Genomic DNA, 16,409 nt, shown 5'->3' with positions numbered 1-16,409 from the left:
TATTGCATGCAACCGGCCCGGCAATGACATTGCGTCCGGAAGGCTTGGCAATTCATCCAAATCCGGCAATCCACGGCAGCCGGGCCGGGATGGTCTCAGCGGTCTTCGGAGGTGCCGTCGACGGTGCGCAGATGGCTGGGCGCGATGCCGACGATCCGCTTGAATGCCCGACTGAACGACGCTTCGGAATCGTAGCCCAGCCTTGCGGCGACCGTCGAAACCCGCATCCGATCGTCGATCAGCCACTGTCGCGCCTGATGCATGCGCACAAGGGCAACATATCTTGCCGGCGTCTCGCCAACGATGGCCGTGAACCGTTCGGCGAAGGCCGAACGCGAGGCGCCCATCTCGTGGGCGAGCGCTTCGACGGTCCAGGTCTTCTCGGGCTGCAGATGAATGGCCGCCAGCACGCGGCCGATGTCCCGATCCTTGATCGCCGCGATCCAGCCGCTAGTGTCGTCGCCGCTGTTCTCTACCCATGAACGGATGATGCTTGCGGCCAGCACATCAGCCAGTCGCGCCAGCATGCCGCCGGAGCCGGCCCGATTCATGGTCACTTCGCCAGCCATGGCTTCCAGCAGGTGTGGGATGCCGGGCTCACCCGCCATCAATTCCCCGGCGCGCATCATATCCGGCATCATGCCCAGCAAGGGGTGCGATCCGTCCAGGTTGAAGTGCATGCTGCCGCAAAACAGCAAGGTTTTCGGGCCCTGGCCTCCATTCGAGACACTGAAGACGTTGTCCTGCAAAGGCTCGACACTGTAGCGTTCGATCGGCACGGCAGGGATGCCTGGCGCGCTGGCAAGGACATGCTCGGGGCCGCGCGGCAAGAGCAATGCATCGCCGGCCTTCAGTTCAATCCATTCCCCGGATGGCGAAAACAGCCAGCATCCGCGGCGACCGATGAAGTGAAACCGCGCCGCCTTCTGAGCTGGAAACAACACCGCCCACGGCTCACCAAGTTCGCAGCGGCCGTAGTCGGCGCCATCAAGCCGCAATCCGCGCAACATGTCGGTCAGCGGACCGCCTGGGGCCGGCAAGATAGTCTTGGAAGAGGTGAAAACCATGCCGATTTCTAGCTTGGAATCACCAGCCCGTCACGGCCTCCATGCGTTAGTTGGCTTGACGGATATCAGCCTGTTCCTCGGCGCGTAGGTGGCTGGGCGCCGAGCCGATGACGCGCTTGAAGGCGCGACTGAAGGCGGCGTCCGATTCATAGCCGAGACGCGCGGCAACAACGGAGATCTTCATCCGGTCGCGGATCAGCCATTGTCGCGCCTGATGCATTCTGACCTGGGTGACATATTTTGCCGGCGTTTCGCCAACGATGGTGGCGAAGCGCTCGGCAAATCCCGATCGTGAGGCGCCCATCATTCGGGCCAGCGACTCGACGGTCCAGTCGTGGTTCGGTTCGAGATGGATGGCGGCCAGCACGCGGCCGATTTCGCGGTCCCTGACCGCGGCGATCCAGCCGGACGAGTCACCACAGCCGCGTTCGACCCATGAGCGGATGACGGTGGCGGCAAGCACGTCAGCCAGCCGCGCCAGGATGCCGCCGGAGCCGACGCGCTCCATCGTCACTTCACGCGCCATCGATTCCAAGAGATGCGGAATGCCGGGTTCGTAGGCTTCCAGCTCATGCGTGCGCATCACGTCCGGCATCATGCCGAGCAGGGGATGCAGGCCATCGAGATTGAAATACATGCTGGCGCAGAACAGCAGGGTTCCCGGCCGGCAACACTCCGACATGCCTTCGTTCGACATGCAGTAGACGTCCTTGCAGACCTCCTCGACTTCGTAGCCATGGATCGGCCAGGCCTGGGCGCCGGGTTCGCTGGCAAGCATATGGGCCGCACCGCGCGGCAGCAGGATCGCATCGCCTGCATTGAGCTCCACCCATTCGCCGGACGGCTGCTTCAGCCAGCAGCCTTTGCGGCCGATGAAATGAAACCGCGCCGCGGGCTGGGCCGGGAACTGGATGCCCCAAGGCTCCTTCAGTTCGAAGCGGCCGTATTCGACGCCATCGAGACGCAGGCCCCTCAAGATGTCGGTCAGCGGGTCGCCAGTGATTGGAATTTTGGACGAATGGTCAAACATGATGGGGTTTCTAGCATGGAAACTCCAGGCGGTCACTCCCTATGTTGCATTGCAGCCAAATGCTGCGCTGCAAACACATCGGAGACTGACCATGGCCGAACCCGCGACAGGCGTCATCGACGCCGCACTTTTGAACCCTGCAGACTCCGACGAACGAACCGAGCCGGCCTGGGGTGCCGTGGTCTCGCTGGCACTTGGGGTGTTCGGTCTGGTGACGGCGGAGTTCCTGCCAGCCAGCCTGCTGACGCCGATGGCGCGCGATCTCGGCGTCACCGAGGGCGTGGCCGGACAGGCGGTGACGGCAACCGCGATCGTTGGCGCCATCGCCGCACCCACCATGGCCATCATCACCAGGCGCATGGACCGCAGGCTGGTGATGTGGATGCTGACGGTGTTCCTGATCCTGTCCAACCTTCTGGCCACCTTTGCCTCTTCGCTGCCGGTGCTTCTGCTTGCCCGTGTCGTGCTCGGCGTGGCGCTCGGCGGTTTCTGGGCGATGTCGGCGGCGATGGCGCTGCGACTGGTACCGATGCGGCTGATGCCGCGCGCCATGTCGATCATCCTCACCGGCGTTTCGCTGGCGACCGTCTGCGCGGCGCCGGTCGGCGCCTATGTCGGTGACATCTGGGGCTGGCGCACTGCCTTCATGATCGCCACTGTCGTTGCCGCCCTGGCGCTGCTGGTGCAACTGGCCACCATTCCGAAATTGCCGCCGGTGGGTGTGGCTAGCTTCCGCACCTTGCTCGACGTGCTGGAGCGTCCATCGATCAGGGTCGCCCTGCTGGTCGTGCTGCTGGTCGCTTCCGGGCACTTTGCTGGCTTCACCTATGTCCGCCCCTTCCTCGAGAAGGTGCCCGTGCTCGACATCGAGACGATCTCGCTGGTGCTGCTGGCCTATGGCATAGGCGGCTTCTTCGGCAATGTCGCCGGCGGCATCCTGGCCGAACGCAGCCTCAAGGCAGCCGTTGCGCTGGCGCCCCTGCTGATTGCGCTGGCCGCCGCCTCGATGCTGGTTTTCGGCGCTTCACCCACGGTCGCCGCTGCCGCTGTTGCGGTCTGGGGTTTTGCCTTCGGCGCGGTGCCGGTCGGGCTGCAGAGCTGGCTGGTGCGGGCCGCGCCCGATCAGGCCGAAAGCGCCGGCGGACTGATGGTGGCGACGTTCCAGGTGGCGATTGCGCTCGGCGCCGTCTTCGGCGGCCTGCTGGTCGACCATGCCGGCGTCGCCAGCGCCTTCGCCTATTGCGGCGCGGCGACGCTGCTGGCGGCCATCGTGGTGTTCCTGCGCGGCCCGAAGCGCGCCGAGTAGCCTGGGCGCAAATCAGGCTTCCCTGACACTGCGCGTCGGCCCGGGAACCATCACGGTTCTCGGGCCGACGCCGTTGTGATGGCAGCGACGAAGCGGTTCAGGCTGTCCTCGACATAGGCGGCCAGTTCGATCGCCGGGTCAAAGCTCCACCACAGCAACGAGCCTTGCCAATGCGAGGCCATCAGCAGGCCGATGTCGCGTGGCGGGTTGGGCGTTTCAGCAAAACAGGCTGCAAGTGCGTCGCACAGGAACGCCTTCCAGGCGGCACCGCGCGCCCTGAGCACCGGATCGCGCAGATCCTCGCGCAGCACAAGCAGGCCTTCGGCATAGGATTCGATGCCGCCATAGCCTTGCGACAGCGCCACCAACAGCGCGACCGCGCCGGTGGGGGTTCTGGGAACAGTGGCTGCCAGCGTCCTGGTGTTCTCGTCGAGACCGTCCCAGGCGTGCAGCAAGGTGCGCTGTTTCAGCTGCGCCTTGTTCTTGAAGCGCTGCACCAGCGTTGCACCGGAGAGACCACAAGCCTTTGCCAGGCGCTCGAAGGTGAGTGCTTCCGGACCATGCTCGTGGATCAACCGGTGCGCGGTCTCCAGCACCTGCTCGTCGGACTGGGTTTTTGGGCGAGTCATCTTGACATCCTGATATAACCGAATGATCATTTATATATGATGTAAGCAGCACAGACCAGCCCGTGTCTGATCGATGAGTGCGTTTTTGGGAGAATTCAATGACGTTGCAAGGAAAAGTTGCCCTGGTCGCCGGTGGGACGCGCGGCGCCGGACGAGGCATAGCGGTCGAACTCGGCGCTGCCGGTGCCACCGTCTATGTCACCGGGCGCAGCACGCGCGCCCAACAATCCGAATATGCCCGGCCCGAAACCATCGAGGAAACTGCGGAACTGGTCTCGGCGAACGGAGGCAAGGGCATCGCTGTGCAGGTCGACCATCTGGTGGCCGATGATGTGCGCAGACTGGTTGAGCGCATCCGCAGCGAACAGGGCCGGCTCGACATACTGGTCAACGACATTTGGGGTGGCGAAAAGCTGTTCGAGTGGAACAAGCCGGTCTGGGACCACAATCTGGACAATGGTCTGCGCATGCTGCGGCTTGGCATCGACACGCATCTGATCACAGCACACCATGCGTTGCCGCTGCTGATCGAACGTCCGGGCGGGCTGCTCGTCGAAGTCACCGACGGCACGGCCGAATACAATGCCGACCACTACCGGCTGTCGCCCTTCTACGACCTTGCCAAGGTCGCGGTGACGCGCATGGCATGGGCGCACGCCAAGGATCTCGCAAAATACGACGCAACGTCTGTGTCGCTGACGCCCGGCTGGCTGCGTTCGGAGATGATGCTGGAAGCCTTTGGCGTGAGCGAGGACAATTGGCGCGACGCCACCGCTGAGGTGCCGCATTTCGTCATTTCCGAGACGCCACGCTTCGTCGGCCGCGCCGTTGCGGCTTTGGCGGCGGATGCGGATCGCTCGCGCTGGAACGGGCAGTCGCTGTCCAGCGGCGGGCTCGCGCAGGTCTACGGCTTTACCGACCTCGACGGCTCACGGCCCGACGCCTGGCGGTACGTTCCTGAGGTCCAGGATGCCGGCAAGCCCGCCGATGCGACGGGCTATCGATAGGTAATTTGATTCCTGCGCAATTCCGGACTGAACACCGCTGCGCACTCTGGAATTGCTTCACGCCGAACGCCCGTCGAAATCGAAGACCGACAGGGTCGAGGGGTCGAGATCGGCCACGCAGTTGATGTTGATGTAGGCACTGCGTTCACGGCCTTCACGGACATCCTCCGCAAAGGGATGGATGCCGCAGGCCCGGCAGAACCGGTGTGCGATGGCATGGTTGCCGAATGTGTAGGTGCCGAGATCGTCGCCCCAGGCCAGGACCTGCAAGGTCCCGTGCGGGATGGCACACAACAGGGCGCCCTTGCGCGAGCATATCGAGCAATTGCACCGCACGGCGCCGGTCAGTTCGGCCTTGAATTCGAAGGCGACTTTGCCGCAGTGGCAGCTGCCTTTGTAGAGCATAGGATTTCCTCGCATTCGACAGGGTGCAAAACTGCTTGCGCCGGGTTAAGTCTCGGCAAGCCATGCCTCAAGGACGTTCAAGGCGTCTGGAGTCCGACACCGAAAATGCAATCAGTCCGTGATCGACTGGAAATCATCCTCGCGCGGCTCGCTGCCCATGCGGGTGAAGAGCGCGTGTTCACGAAGCTCTATGCCGAAGCCGCGCGAGCGGCGGCTGATGCCAGCGATGCCCGCAAGCGGGCAGGGGTGAGGCTCGGGCCGCTCGACGGTACCATTGTCTCGATCAAGGATCTGTTCGATGTCGCCGGCGAACCAACCACGGCCGGCTCGCTGATGCGCAAGACCGCCGCGCCCGCCTCGCACGATGCCGCCATCGTCAGCCGGCTGCGGCAGGCCGGCGCGGTCATCATCGGCAAGACCAACATGACCGAATTCGCCTTTACCGCGATCGGCGACAATCAGCATTTTGGCACGCCCGGCAATGCCGTTGACGCCAGTCGCATTCCGGGCGGCTCTTCCTCGGGCGCCGGCGTTTCCGTCGGCGAGGGGACGAGCGAGATATCGATCGGTTCCGACACCGGCGGTTCGATACGCATTCCGGCTTCACTCAATGGTGTTGTCGGCTTCAAGCCGACAGCGCGGCGCGTGCCGCTCGCCGGCGCGTTCCCACTGTCCGCCACGCTGGACTCGATCGGTCCGCTTGCCCGAACCGTTGCCCAGTGTGCCGCCGCCGCCGCCGTGATGGCCGGCGAGGTGCCAACCGCGCTGACGCCGATTGCCCTTGCAGGGCTTCGCATAGGCATTCCGCGCGGTGTCCTTTTCGAAGAAACGGAAGGTGAGGTCGTGGCAGCGTTTGAGCGCTGTCTTGGCAAGGCCGAACGGGCCGGCGCACAGACCGCGGATTTGTCGATCGATGATCTGCTTGCCGACATGCGCGCGGCCACCAAGCGTGGTTCGATCGCCGCGATGGAAGGGGCCGAAGTGCATGCCGACTGGCTGGCGACAGGGGCAGCGGTGCCGGTCGACCCGCACGTCAGCGGGCCTTTGTCGCGGGCAGCAATGTTGCCAACCCCTATCTACATCAGGGCGCTGCGCCGTCGCACAGCGCTCGTCGCTGCGATGGATGAGCGGCTGGCATCGGTCGATGTGCTGGCCCTGCCGACCACACCGGTGACAGCGCCGACCATCGTCTCGATGACTGAAGATGCCGAACTGCGCGACCGTATTGAAGGCCTGCTGCTGCGCAACACGCAGGTCGCCAACCAGTTCGACCTTTGTGCGATTTCGCTACTGATGCAAGGCACGACGCTGCCGGCCGGATTGATGCTGGTGGCGCGCAGCGGGTATGACCGGCGCCTGCTGCGGATTGCGGCTGAAATAGAGGCGCTGCTTGGCGCGGGACCAGGGCTGAACTGACTATCAGTGCGACGAACAGTGCTTGCGTTCGCTGTCCTTGGCGGTCCGTATGATGCGGGTCGCGACCAGCCATGGCAGGCTGTACTCGTTGCCGGTGATGGTCTGGGTGCGGTGCTCGATCGAGCCCCTGACGACGATCTTTCCGCTGTAAAGCACGTCGGACTGATCGATTATCGCCTTGTCGGCCTGCGGCAATCCGCTGGCGTCGATCGACACGCCCTTGATGATCGTGCCGGTGGCAAGGTCGAGCGCGCTGTTCGACGGGCAGGGCGCCTTGAAGCAGCGCAGTCCGTTGTCGCAATAGACATAGCTGCTCTGGGCCGCGGCGAGTGCCGGCAAGGCGCAGATGGACGAGGCAATCAGAAATGCGAGGCGAAGACCGGACATGGCTCGCAACGTCGCGGAGAATTGGGGCGAAACCGCGATGCGCTATATGTCGAGAGGAAACCGCCTGCGGTAGTGATCGACCACTTCGGGGTTGCGTAGGTTGACCGGCAGTTTGCCCGCCAGCACCAGCAACGCTTCGCTTGCCGCGCCGACGCCCATGCGCATCATCGATTCCTCGGTAATGCCTGCCATATGCGGGGTGATGATGACGTTGTCGAAGCTGAAATAGGGATGATTTGACGGCAGCGGTTGCGTCGAGAAAACGTCTAGTGCTGCACCGCCGATGCGGCGTTTCTGCAAGGCCTCGATCAGCGCATCGTCATCGACGACCGGCCCGCGCGACACGTTGATCAGCAGCGCGTTGGGCTTCATGCGGGCGATGCGCTCGCGGCTGATCAGGCCGCGCGTCTCCGGCGTCAGCGGGCAGCAGAGCACGATGATGTCGCTCTGCTCGACCAGCGCGTCGATCGACAGAAAGCCGACTTTTTCGGGCGCCGGCTGCATGCTGCGCGTCGTGGCCACCACTTTGAGGTCGAAACCATGCGCCGCGATATGGCCGACGGCCTGGCCGACGGCGCCAAGGCCGACGATGCCGATGGTCTTGCCGGCAAGTTCGATGTTGGAATTGGCGTGCTCGCGTCCGGCGAGCCAGCCTTTGGCGCGGAGGTCGCGGTCGACCCTGCGGAATTGCCGCAGCAGCGCAAGTGCGGTGAACATGACATGTTCGGCGACCGAGCGGGCATTGACCGCCGGCACGTTGGCCACCAGCACGCCGGCCGCAGCGGCTGCTTCCATCGGAATCATGTCGAGCCCGGCACCATGGCGGATTGCTGCCCGCAGCTTCCAAGCCCCTTCGAACAGTGCAGGCGGCAGTGGCGCGCGCACGATGACTATGTCGGCGTCTTTGGCCTCTCTGGTCAAGGTGGCAGGATCGAGCGCCGATGCGATGACGAGTTGACCAGCGCCGGCCAGCTTGGCCGAAGCGCGCGGGTGCAGCGGATGGGTCGACAGAATCTTCGGCACGGTCTGGGCCACGGTCAGGCCTTTTCGAGCGCGGGGCTTGGCGGCGCAACCGCCTTGCCGCCTTCGATCAGGCCCTTCCAGTAGCTCTCCGCCCCTTGCAGATGGGCGCTCATCAGCGCCTGGGCGAGATTGCCGTCGCGGCGCAGCAGCGCCTCGTAGATCTGCACGTGCTCGGCATGCGAGCGCACGCTGCGTTCGGGATCGTTGAAGTAGATCGGCAGGCGCTGTTCGCCCATCAGATAGTAGACGCTGCAGATGTTATGGAAGACGCTGTTCTTGGTGGCGCGCACGATCTCGAGATGAAACTCGCGGTCTTCCTTGGCGAGGCCTTCGCCGGCGGCGATGCGCTCCTCGGATGCCTTGAGGATCTCGCGCAGCCGTTCGAAATTCTCCTCGGTGGCGCGCGAGCAGGCAAGCTCGGCGGCCTTGATCTCATGGATCTTGCGCAGCTCGACCGTTTCATAGATCTGCAAGGGATCAAGCGGCAGGCCGGCGCGCGCGAACAATGCCAGCGCTTCGACACTGGCCTGCTTGGTGTCGATATAGATGCCGGACTTGGCCCGGCGCTCGACGATGCGCATGGCTTCGAGGATGGCCAACGCCTCGCGGATCTGGCCGCGGCTGACGCCGAAATGCTCCGCCAGCTCACGTTCCGACGGCGTGCGGCCGGTCTCGCTGTCCGAGTGGGAGAACAGATAGGCGGCGAGTTCCGCGAGGAGGTTCTTTTCTTTCATCGTCAACTGCGTTGCGCGTGCGCCTCCAGGAATCGCTCAGAAATGGTGAATCCCAATCCGGGCTTTTCCGGGATCGCTATCATACCGTCCTTTGCTTCGACAGTCTCTTCGATCAGATCGTGGATCATCGGGTTGGCGCCGAGCGAATATTCGACGGTAAAACTAGACGGCGAGGCGGCACAGACATGCAAGCCGGCGAAGAAGCAGGGTGCGCCGGCCCACAGATGCGGCGCAAAGCGCAAATTGAAGGCGCTGGCGATGGTGCCGATCTTCATCGCCTCGCTGATGCCACCGCAGAAGGCGGGATCGGGCTGGAAGATGTCAGCCGCTTTCAGCACAGCAAGGTCGCGGAAGGCATAGCGTGTCGCCTCGCTTTCGCCGGTGGCGATCGGAACGGAGCCTGATGCCCGCACCTCGGCCATGCCGGGCTTGTCGTCGGCGATGATGGGCTCCTCGAACCAGGCGAGATCCAGGTCGTTGACAAGGTGGATGAAGCGCTTGGCTTCGGCCACCGTATAGGTGCCGTGCGCATCGACCATCAGCTCGACATCCGGGCCGAGCGCCTGCCGTGCGGCGCGGACGCGCGTGGCGGACACATGTGCTGCGCCGTCCATGGCGCCAACCCGCATCTTCAGGGCCTTGAAGCCGCCCTTGGCGATGTAGGACTTCAACTGCTCGCCGATGGCGTCGGCGGCCGCCCAGCCGCCCGAGGCATAGGCCGGCATGCGATCGAGCTTGCGGCCACCGAGCAGCCGCCAGACCGGAACGCCAAGCGATTTGCCGAGGATGTCCCACAACGCGATGTCGACGGCGCTGATGGCGGCGATGCTCATGCCGCGCCGCGCCAGCTGCGGCATGGCGTGGCCGGCGCGCGCGGCGCTGTCGTGGCGCACGCCGTTGTAGAGCATTTCCCAGATGACGCCGATGTCGGCTGGATCGCGGCCGATCAGCTGCGGCCCGACCTCATGGTTCAGCATGTGGACAAGCGCACCGTAGCTGCCGGCGCTGCCGGCGGCGTTCTTGCCTTCGCCCCAGCCGACCAGCCCGTCATCGGTCTCGATGCGCAGGATGGCGGCGTCGAAGGTCGTCACCTGACCGAAGTCGCTGCGGTGTTGCCGAGCGGCTTCGATCGGGATGCGGACCCACCAGGCTTGGACGGTCTTGATGCGCATATTCTTCCCCAGCCCTGCCGCCGCCTGGCGGAAGGGCAAATTCCCCAACAGCAGTCGGCTACTTGATCAGCGGCAGCAACGTTTCAGCGTTGATGCGCATCTGGTCGGTGTAGAACTTTTCCGTGAGCACGCTGGAGCCGTGGTCCTGGATGAACTTCAACTGTTCTGGCGAGATGTCGACCGGATTGCGCTCGACCATGTCGGGATAGGGTGCAGCCGGTGTCCGGTCGACGGGCGCGACGAACTCGTTGGTCAGCGCGCCATCGTAGCCGATCTCCCGCAAGGTGGCGACGATCTTCGGCCAGTCGATCTGGCCAAGGCCGGCGGCGAAACGGTTGTTGTCGGCGACGTGGAAATCGAACAGCCGCTTTCCGGCCTGCCGGATCGCGTCATAGACGTTAAATTCTTCCATGTGGATGTGGTAGGCATCGAGGCAGACGCCGCATTCAGGGCTGACCGCGTCAGCCAGCGCCAGGGCCTGGGCGCCGCGATTGAACAGATAGGTCTCGAAGCGGTTGAGCGGCTCGACCGCGATCTTGACGCCGACCTTCTTGGCATGGGTGAAGCATTCCCGGGTCGCATCGACAACCCACTTCCATTCCTCTTCCTCGGTGCCGTCGGGCACGACCTTGCCGACCGTCGCCGGAACCAGCGTGATGATCTCGCCGTCGAGTTCGCTGACCATGGTCAGCACGTCCTTGACATACTGAACGGAGCGCTCGCGCTGGCCCTGGTTTTTGGCCGCGAGGTTGCGCTCGCCCAGCATCAAGGTCACCGCGCCCCAGCAGCGGATGCCATGCTCCTTCAGCAGCGCGCGCGTCTCCTTGGTCTTGTATTGCTCGGGCTCGCCGGAAATCTCGATCGACTCATAGCCGAATTTCTTGATGCGCTTGAGCGTCGTCTCCAAGGGTTCCGCGCGCATCCAGTTGTGCGTCGAAAGATGCATGGTCTGTCCTTCCCAATTCGTCTCTATGGTTCGCCTGCGACATGCATCGCCAAAAGGCGACGCAAGGGTTCCTCCCCAAGGCATCCCCAGCCTTTTCTCGCAAACTGGTTCGACCAATTGGGCCTGCAAGGAGGTCTACAGCAAATTCTGCGGGACGGCAAGAAGCGTGGGAAGGCAACTTCCAATGCAGATTACTTCATTGATTATATTGATCTATATGCCTGGATTTCGCATGCCCAAAGAGGTTCGACGGTCCATTGCGAGGCTTGACCAAATTCCCATATTTGGTAATACCAGAATGGCGCGTACACAATGCGCTCGATCTGAAAAGACCAAAGTGGCTGGCCCTGCTTCCAATCGGCGCTATGCTCGGTCGCGAGAAAAATGAGGGAGGATGCCGATGCCGACGACAATGAAGGGCCCTGGACTGTTTCTGGCGCAGTTCGCGGGCGATGCCGCGCCGTTCAACTCGCTGGCGTCGATCACCAAATGGGCGGCTGGTCTCGGTTACAAGGGCGTGCAGATCCCGACTTGGGACGCGCGGCTGTTCGATCTCAAGAGAGCGGCCTCTTCCAAGGCCTATTGCGACGAGGTGAAGGGCATCTGCGCCGACGCTGGCGTCGAGATCACCGAACTGTCGACGCATCTGCAGGGGCAATTGGTGGCGGTGCATCCGGCCTATGACGCGCAATTCGACGGCTTTGCGCCGGCTTCGGTGCACAACAATCCAAAGGCGCGGCAGAAATGGGCGGTCGAGCAGATGAAGTTCGGCGCCAAGGCCTCGAAGAACCTTGGCCTGAAGGTCTCGGTGAGCTTTTCCGGAGCCTTAGCCTTCCCTTACCTCTACCCGTGGCCACAGCGGCCGGCCGGATTGATCGAGGAAGCGTTCGCCGAACTCGGCAAGCGCTGGAAGCCGATCCTCGACGTCTATGAGGACAATGGCGTCGATGTCGGCTACGAGATCCATCCCGGCGAGGACGTGTTCGATGGTGCGACCTTCGAGATGTTCCTCGATGCGGTCGGCGGCCACAAGCGCTGCAACATCAACTACGATCCGTCGCACTTCCTGTTGCAGCAGCTCGACTATCTGGAATTCATCGACATCTATCACGAGCGCATCAAGGCGTTCCACGTCAAGGACGCCGAGTTCAACCCGACCGGCCGGCAAGGCGTCTATTCAGGCTATCAGAGCTGGACCAACCGCGCCGGCCGCTTCCGTTCGCTGGGTGACGGGCAGGTGGATTTCGGCGGCATCTTTTCCAAGCTGACACAGTACAATTATGATTCCTGGGCGGTGCTGGAATGGGAGTGCTGCCTGAAGCATCCGGAAGATGGCGCGGCCGAGGGCGCGCCTTTCATCCAGCATCACATCATCCGGGTGACGGAAAAGGCATTCGACGATTTCGCCGGCGGCGCTACGGACAAGAAAGTGCTGCGCGCCATGATGGGTATCTGACGCGGTGTTACCCTCCCCCTTGAGGGGAGGGTCGATCCGCGCAGCGGATCGGGGTGGGGTCGCCGGGGCGTAGAGCTCGGCATGAACCGACCCCACCCGGCCCTTCGGGCCACCCTCCCCTCAAGGGGGAGGTGAGCAACAGCAAGGAGAAAAACATGGTCGGCGCATCGAAGTCGGAAGCGGGAGGCGGCCCGATCCGCTATGGTATGGTCGGCGGCGGGCAAGGCGCCTTCATCGGCGCAGTGCACCGGATCGCGGCGCGCCTGGACAATGACTTCGTGCTGGTTGCTGGTGCTTTGTCATCCGACCCAGCTCGCGCAAAGGCCTCGGCCGCCGAGCTCGGGCTCGACCCCGATCGCAGCTATGCGTCCTATGCCGAGATGGCCAAGGCCGAGGCCAAGCGGCCCGACGGCATCGAGGCGGTAGCTATCGTCACGCCCAACAATGTCCATGTACCGGCGGCAAAGGCTTTCCTGGAAGCTGGCATCCACGTCATCTGCGACAAGCCGCTGGCGACGACGCTCGCCGAAGCAAAAAAGCTGGCGGCCGTGGTCGAGAAGACCGGTAAGGTGTTCGTGCTGACGCACAACTACACCGCCTATCCGATGGTGCGGCAGGCGCGCGAGATGGTCGCCAAGGGCGTGCTCGGCGACATCCGCATCGTGCAGTCCGAATATCCGCAGGACTGGCTGACCGAGGACCTGGCCGCCACCGGCCAGAAACAGGCGGCGTGGCGCGGCGATCCGAAACAGGCAGGCGCCGGCGGCGCGCTGGGCGATATCGGTACGCATGCCTACAACCTTGCCCGCTTCGTCTCCGGGCTGGAACTGGACTCCCTTTCAGCCGATCTCGACGCCTTCGTGCCGGGACGGCTCCTCGATGACAATGTCAACGTCATGCTGCGCTTCAAGCCTGCGGGCAAGACGCATCCGGCAAAAGGCATGATCTGGGCAAGCCAGGTGGCGCCGGGTCACGAGAACGGGCTGAAGCTGCGCGTCTATGGCTCGAAGGGTGGGCTGGAATGGGTGCAGGCCGACCCGAACTATCTCTGGTACACACCGTTCGGCCAGCCGAAGCAATTGATCACCCGCAACGGCGCCGGCGCGCTGCCGGTGGCAGGGCGTGTCAGCCGCGTGCCGTCGGGCCATCCCGAGGGCTATCTCGAAGGCTTCGCCAACATCTACCAGGAGGCCGCGCGCGCCATCCGGGCGGCACGCCGCAAGGGTGGCAAGCCGGCAAAGGATGTCGTCTTTCCGACCATTCACGACGGCGTCGAAGGCATGGCCTTCATCGAGGCCTGCGTGAAGTCGTCGAAGAAGAATGGGGCCTGGACGAAGCTCTGACCAAGGGTGCAGATATTCAGGTGATGCCGGCCTGCAAATGGCAGCTTCCTGCGCTTCCGGTGCTCACGTACCAAAAGTACGCTCCGCTCCGGTTCTCGGAACCAGCCATTTTCGACTCGGCCTGACCTGAATCTCAACACCTTGGGGCATCAACAGGGAACTGGGAGGGGCGTCGATGAAAATCGGCATGTGCATGTTCTTATGGACGACGGCCGTGTCGAAGAAACACGAGAAGCTGCTTCGCGATATCAAGGCGACCGGCTTCGATGGCGTCGAGATACCAATCTTCGCCGGCACGCCGGACGACTATAGAAAGCTCGGCGAGCTGCTCGACCGCATCGGGCTGGAGCGGACCGCGGTTTCAGCCATGGGCGATCCGGCGATGAATTTGATCTCGGCCGATGCGGCAACGCGCAAAGCCGGTGTCGACTACATGAAATGGGCGATCGACTGCGCCAATGCGCTTGGCGCCAGCACGCTGAGCGGCCCGCTGCATTCGACGCTCGGCGCCTTTTCCGGCGCTGGGCCGACGGCGGCCGAGAAAAAGCGCTCGGTCGCCTCGCAGCGCGCCATCGGCGACCATGCCGGTAAGAGGAACGTCACCATCGGGCTCGAGGCGCTCAACCGCTTCGAATGCTATCTCCTCAACACGATGGCGGATCTGTCGGAGCATATCGACGCCATCGACCGGCCGCACATCAAGGCGATGTACGACACCTTCCATGCCAATATCGAGGAGGCCGACCCGATCGGCGCCTACACAAAACACCGCCGGAATGTCGTGCATATCCACATCTCCGAGAATGATCGCGGCGTGCCCGGGCGCGGCAACATTCCATGGAAGGAGACATTCTCGGCCATCCGCAAGAGCGGCTATGACGACTGGCTGACGATCGAGGCGTTTGGGCGTTCGCTCAAGGATCTAGCGGCGGCGACCAAGGTGTGGCGCGATTTTTCGGAGAGCCCGGAAGCGGTTTATCGCGAGGGGTATGAGCATATCAGGAACGGGTGGAAACGAGCGGCTTAAGCGCTCACTTCGTCATCCACGGGCGAAGCGGACGCGGAGACCCGTGGATGACGAAGGCGCGGTGGGCTGCCGGCAATCATGGCGCCGAGGCGCCTACCCCTGCTCGGCCTGGATCCTGTTGTAATCGTGGATGGTCCGGCTCAGCCGGCGGCGCAGGAAATTGGAAATGTTGTCGAAAATGAAGACGACGAGCAGGATCAGCAGCACCATGTAGAAGACGTTGGCCCAGTTGGAATTGGTGCGCATCGCCTCCCACAACTTGAGGCCGATGCCGCCGGCGCCGACGGCGCCGATGATGGTGGCGCCGCGGGTGTTGGATTCCCACTGGTAGAGCGTCTGGCTGATGAATATGGGGATGACTTCCGGCATCACGCCGTAGCGCTGCACCAGCAAGCCGTTGGCACCGGTCGACTTGATGCCCTCGCGTGGCTTGTCGTCGATGTTTTCGAGGCCTTCCGAATAGACTTTGCCGAGCGTGCCGATCTCGGTGAAGAAGATGGCTGCACTGCCCGCGAGCGGGCCGGGCCCGAAGGCGCGGGTGAAGAATAGCGCCCAGATCAGCATGTCGATGGAACGCATGAAGTCGAAGAAGCGCTTGAGCACCTGGTTGACCAGCCGGCTGGGCGTGATGTTGCGGGCGGCGAAGAAGGCGAGCGGGAAGGCGACGATGCCGCCCAGCATGGTACCGAGAAAGGCCATGACGATGGTCTGCAGGAGTTTCGTCCAGACATCGCCGTGCTGCCACTGGGCATTGTTCCAGATGTTGTCGCCGGCCAGCGCCAGATTGGACGTGCCCGGTTTCAGTTCGGGTCCGGAGACGATCAGCGAGGCCACTTCGCTTGCCGATTTGCCGAAGAAAGGCGAGCGCGTGTCGAAGACGAAGTTTGCCCAGCCGAGAAAACGCTTGCGGATCCTGACGCGGTCAACGGCGACGCGGGCCTCGCCGGCAAAGCCCATGTCGGCGACGACCTCGTCCTCATGCGCGGTGATCCAGCCGGGAATCGGTCCGGAGATCAGCGGTTTGCCTGTGCCAAGTGCGACCGCAACAGTCTCACCATTGGCAATGATCGTCGCTTGCGTCTTGGTGAAGGTGATCGACTTGGCGGTGCCGTCGATCAGGATCGTCACCGAACCGTCGGCATTGGTCTTGACCCAGTCCGGATTTGGGTTCGGGCCGAGCACCGAGAAGCGCGGGTACTTGGCGGTGATCTGCGGCTCGTCGAGGCGGAAGATCGGCTGCACATCGTAGCTGATCCACTGGGTTAGAAACAGCGGCAGGCGCTCCCAGTGCGATTCCCGCATGACCTGCGGCAGGTTGAAGAACCACAGCGCGTAGAGCAGGTAGAGAAAGATGCCGCCAAGCAGCAGCAGCGGCCCGAAGCGCTTGTGGAACGGACGCTGGAACACCTGCGGGAAGCGCTCTTCGATCGACTGGATTTGATCGGCGGTCATGGTGGCCAT

General features: G+C 63.4%; 16 protein-coding genes. 6 read left to right on the top strand and 10 right to left on the bottom strand.

Features of this window, described 5'->3' with window-relative positions:
- Positions 1 to 95 precede the first annotated feature (95 nt).
- Both EJ076_RS32275 and EJ076_RS32270 read right to left on the bottom strand, forming a co-directional pair.
- On the bottom strand, positions 96 to 1,067 hold the full coding sequence (locus EJ076_RS32275) for an AraC family transcriptional regulator (protein WP_126070594.1): 972 nt from the start codon (positions 1,065 to 1,067) through the stop codon (positions 96 to 98).
- Between the two features lie 46 nt (positions 1,068 to 1,113).
- On the bottom strand, positions 1,114 to 2,097 hold the full coding sequence (locus EJ076_RS32270; protein WP_126070593.1) for an AraC family transcriptional regulator: 984 nt from the start codon (positions 2,095 to 2,097) through the stop codon (positions 1,114 to 1,116).
- A gap of 91 nt (positions 2,098 to 2,188) precedes the next feature.
- Here EJ076_RS32270 and EJ076_RS32265 point away from each other — a divergent pair, with 91 nt between their 5' ends.
- On the top strand, positions 2,189 to 3,403 hold the full coding sequence (locus tag EJ076_RS32265) for an MFS transporter (protein WP_126070592.1): 1,215 nt from the start codon (positions 2,189 to 2,191) through the stop codon (positions 3,401 to 3,403).
- Positions 3,404 to 3,453: 50 nt separating this feature from the next.
- Here EJ076_RS32265 and EJ076_RS32260 read toward each other — a convergent pair whose 3' ends face one another.
- On the bottom strand, positions 3,454 to 4,032 hold the full coding sequence (locus EJ076_RS32260; protein WP_245462926.1) for a TetR/AcrR family transcriptional regulator: 579 nt from the start codon (positions 4,030 to 4,032) through the stop codon (positions 3,454 to 3,456).
- A gap of 98 nt (positions 4,033 to 4,130) precedes the next feature.
- On the opposite strand from EJ076_RS32260, the gene EJ076_RS32255 reads away from it, so the two are divergent.
- A complete protein-coding gene (locus EJ076_RS32255; RefSeq protein WP_109658678.1) occupies positions 4,131 to 5,039 on the top strand; it encodes an SDR family oxidoreductase in 909 nt (302 codons plus the stop codon).
- A gap of 57 nt (positions 5,040 to 5,096) precedes the next feature.
- On the opposite strand, the gene EJ076_RS32250 is transcribed toward EJ076_RS32255, so the two are convergent.
- Positions 5,097 to 5,444, bottom strand: a complete 348-nt coding sequence (locus EJ076_RS32250) for a GFA family protein (RefSeq protein ID WP_109658679.1) — start codon at positions 5,442 to 5,444, stop codon at positions 5,097 to 5,099.
- 105 nt (positions 5,445 to 5,549) lie between these two features.
- Here EJ076_RS32250 and EJ076_RS32245 point away from each other — a divergent pair, with 105 nt between their 5' ends.
- Positions 5,550 to 6,860 (top strand): amidase, encoded by a 1,311-nt coding sequence (locus EJ076_RS32245; RefSeq protein WP_126070591.1) that lies wholly within the window; start codon positions 5,550 to 5,552, stop codon positions 6,858 to 6,860.
- Between the two features lie 3 nt (positions 6,861 to 6,863).
- Here EJ076_RS32245 and EJ076_RS32240 read toward each other — a convergent pair whose 3' ends face one another.
- From EJ076_RS32240 to EJ076_RS32220, 5 genes are read right to left on the bottom strand one after another with little or no spacing between them, the layout of a single operon-like run.
- Positions 6,864 to 7,247, bottom strand: a complete 384-nt coding sequence (locus EJ076_RS32240) for a hypothetical protein (protein ID WP_109658681.1) — start codon at positions 7,245 to 7,247, stop codon at positions 6,864 to 6,866.
- Between the two features lie 42 nt (positions 7,248 to 7,289).
- The gene (locus EJ076_RS32235) at positions 7,290 to 8,270 is read right to left on the bottom strand and encodes a hydroxyacid dehydrogenase (RefSeq protein WP_109661109.1); all 981 of its coding nucleotides are present in this window, start codon (positions 8,268 to 8,270) and stop codon (positions 7,290 to 7,292) included.
- A 14-nt stretch (positions 8,271 to 8,284) separates the two neighbouring features.
- Positions 8,285 to 9,004 (bottom strand): FadR/GntR family transcriptional regulator, encoded by a 720-nt coding sequence (locus tag EJ076_RS32230; protein WP_027043339.1) that lies wholly within the window; start codon positions 9,002 to 9,004, stop codon positions 8,285 to 8,287.
- A 2-nt stretch (positions 9,005 to 9,006) separates the two neighbouring features.
- Positions 9,007 to 10,176 carry a mandelate racemase/muconate lactonizing enzyme family protein gene (locus tag EJ076_RS32225; protein ID WP_109658682.1) on the bottom strand — a complete coding sequence of 390 codons (1,170 nt, stop codon included), beginning with the start codon at positions 10,174 to 10,176 and terminating at the stop codon, positions 9,007 to 9,009.
- A 58-nt stretch (positions 10,177 to 10,234) separates the two neighbouring features.
- Complete coding sequence (locus tag EJ076_RS32220; protein WP_126070590.1) at positions 10,235 to 11,122, bottom strand: sugar phosphate isomerase/epimerase; 888 nt, start codon at positions 11,120 to 11,122, stop codon at positions 10,235 to 10,237.
- 400 nt (positions 11,123 to 11,522) lie between these two features.
- Here EJ076_RS32220 and EJ076_RS32215 point away from each other — a divergent pair, with 400 nt between their 5' ends.
- The 3 genes from EJ076_RS32215 (at position 11,523) to EJ076_RS32205 (ending at position 14,948) form a co-directional block, all read left to right on the top strand.
- Positions 11,523 to 12,578 carry a sugar phosphate isomerase/epimerase gene (locus tag EJ076_RS32215; protein ID WP_126070589.1) on the top strand — a complete coding sequence of 352 codons (1,056 nt, stop codon included), beginning with the start codon at positions 11,523 to 11,525 and terminating at the stop codon, positions 12,576 to 12,578.
- A 155-nt stretch (positions 12,579 to 12,733) separates the two neighbouring features.
- Complete coding sequence (locus EJ076_RS32210) at positions 12,734 to 13,921, top strand: Gfo/Idh/MocA family oxidoreductase (protein WP_126070588.1); 1,188 nt, start codon at positions 12,734 to 12,736, stop codon at positions 13,919 to 13,921.
- A gap of 175 nt (positions 13,922 to 14,096) precedes the next feature.
- Positions 14,097 to 14,948 carry a sugar phosphate isomerase/epimerase gene (locus tag EJ076_RS32205; protein WP_126070587.1) on the top strand — a complete coding sequence of 284 codons (852 nt, stop codon included), beginning with the start codon at positions 14,097 to 14,099 and terminating at the stop codon, positions 14,946 to 14,948.
- A 93-nt stretch (positions 14,949 to 15,041) separates the two neighbouring features.
- On the opposite strand, the gene phnE is transcribed toward EJ076_RS32205, so the two are convergent.
- Positions 15,042 to 16,409: a phosphonate ABC transporter, permease protein PhnE gene (gene phnE, locus EJ076_RS32200; RefSeq protein ID WP_126070586.1), complete on the bottom strand. Its 1,368-nt coding sequence runs from the start codon at positions 16,407 to 16,409 to the stop codon at positions 15,042 to 15,044.

It is taken from the genome of Mesorhizobium sp. M7D.F.Ca.US.005.01.1.1 (assembly GCF_003952545.1).
GTDB lineage: Bacteria > Pseudomonadota > Alphaproteobacteria > Rhizobiales > Rhizobiaceae > Mesorhizobium > Mesorhizobium loti.
The sequence above is the reverse complement of the archived record's forward strand: the minus strand, read 5'-3'. Positions and strand labels throughout refer to the sequence as shown.

Coding starts and splice junctions, on each gene's coding strand:
- EJ076_RS32250 (WP_109658679.1), bottom strand. CDS start 5,444: ATGCTCTACAAAGGCAGCTGCCACTGCGGCAAAGTCGCCTTCGAATTC.
- EJ076_RS32275 (WP_126070594.1), bottom strand. CDS start 1,067: ATGGTTTTCACCTCTTCCAAGACTATCTTGCCGGCCCCAGGCGGTCCG.
- EJ076_RS32265 (WP_126070592.1), top strand. CDS start 2,189: ATGGCCGAACCCGCGACAGGCGTCATCGACGCCGCACTTTTGAACCCT.
- EJ076_RS32260 (WP_245462926.1), bottom strand. CDS start 4,032: ATGACTCGCCCAAAAACCCAGTCCGACGAGCAGGTGCTGGAGACCGCG.
- EJ076_RS32225 (WP_109658682.1), bottom strand. CDS start 10,176: ATGCGCATCAAGACCGTCCAAGCCTGGTGGGTCCGCATCCCGATCGAA.
- EJ076_RS32205 (WP_126070587.1), top strand. CDS start 14,097: ATGAAAATCGGCATGTGCATGTTCTTATGGACGACGGCCGTGTCGAAG.
- EJ076_RS32215 (WP_126070589.1), top strand. CDS start 11,523: ATGCCGACGACAATGAAGGGCCCTGGACTGTTTCTGGCGCAGTTCGCG.
- EJ076_RS32210 (WP_126070588.1), top strand. CDS start 12,734: ATGGTCGGCGCATCGAAGTCGGAAGCGGGAGGCGGCCCGATCCGCTAT.
- EJ076_RS32220 (WP_126070590.1), bottom strand. CDS start 11,122: ATGCATCTTTCGACGCACAACTGGATGCGCGCGGAACCCTTGGAGACG.
- EJ076_RS32245 (WP_126070591.1), top strand. CDS start 5,550: ATGCAATCAGTCCGTGATCGACTGGAAATCATCCTCGCGCGGCTCGCT.
- EJ076_RS32255 (WP_109658678.1), top strand. CDS start 4,131: ATGACGTTGCAAGGAAAAGTTGCCCTGGTCGCCGGTGGGACGCGCGGC.
- phnE (WP_126070586.1), bottom strand. CDS start 16,409: ATGGCCACCATGACCGCCGATCAAATCCAGTCGATCGAAGAGCGCTTC.
- EJ076_RS32230 (WP_027043339.1), bottom strand. CDS start 9,004: ATGAAAGAAAAGAACCTCCTCGCGGAACTCGCCGCCTATCTGTTCTCC.
- EJ076_RS32240 (WP_109658681.1), bottom strand. CDS start 7,247: ATGTCCGGTCTTCGCCTCGCATTTCTGATTGCCTCGTCCATCTGCGCC.
- EJ076_RS32270 (WP_126070593.1), bottom strand. CDS start 2,097: ATGTTTGACCATTCGTCCAAAATTCCAATCACTGGCGACCCGCTGACC.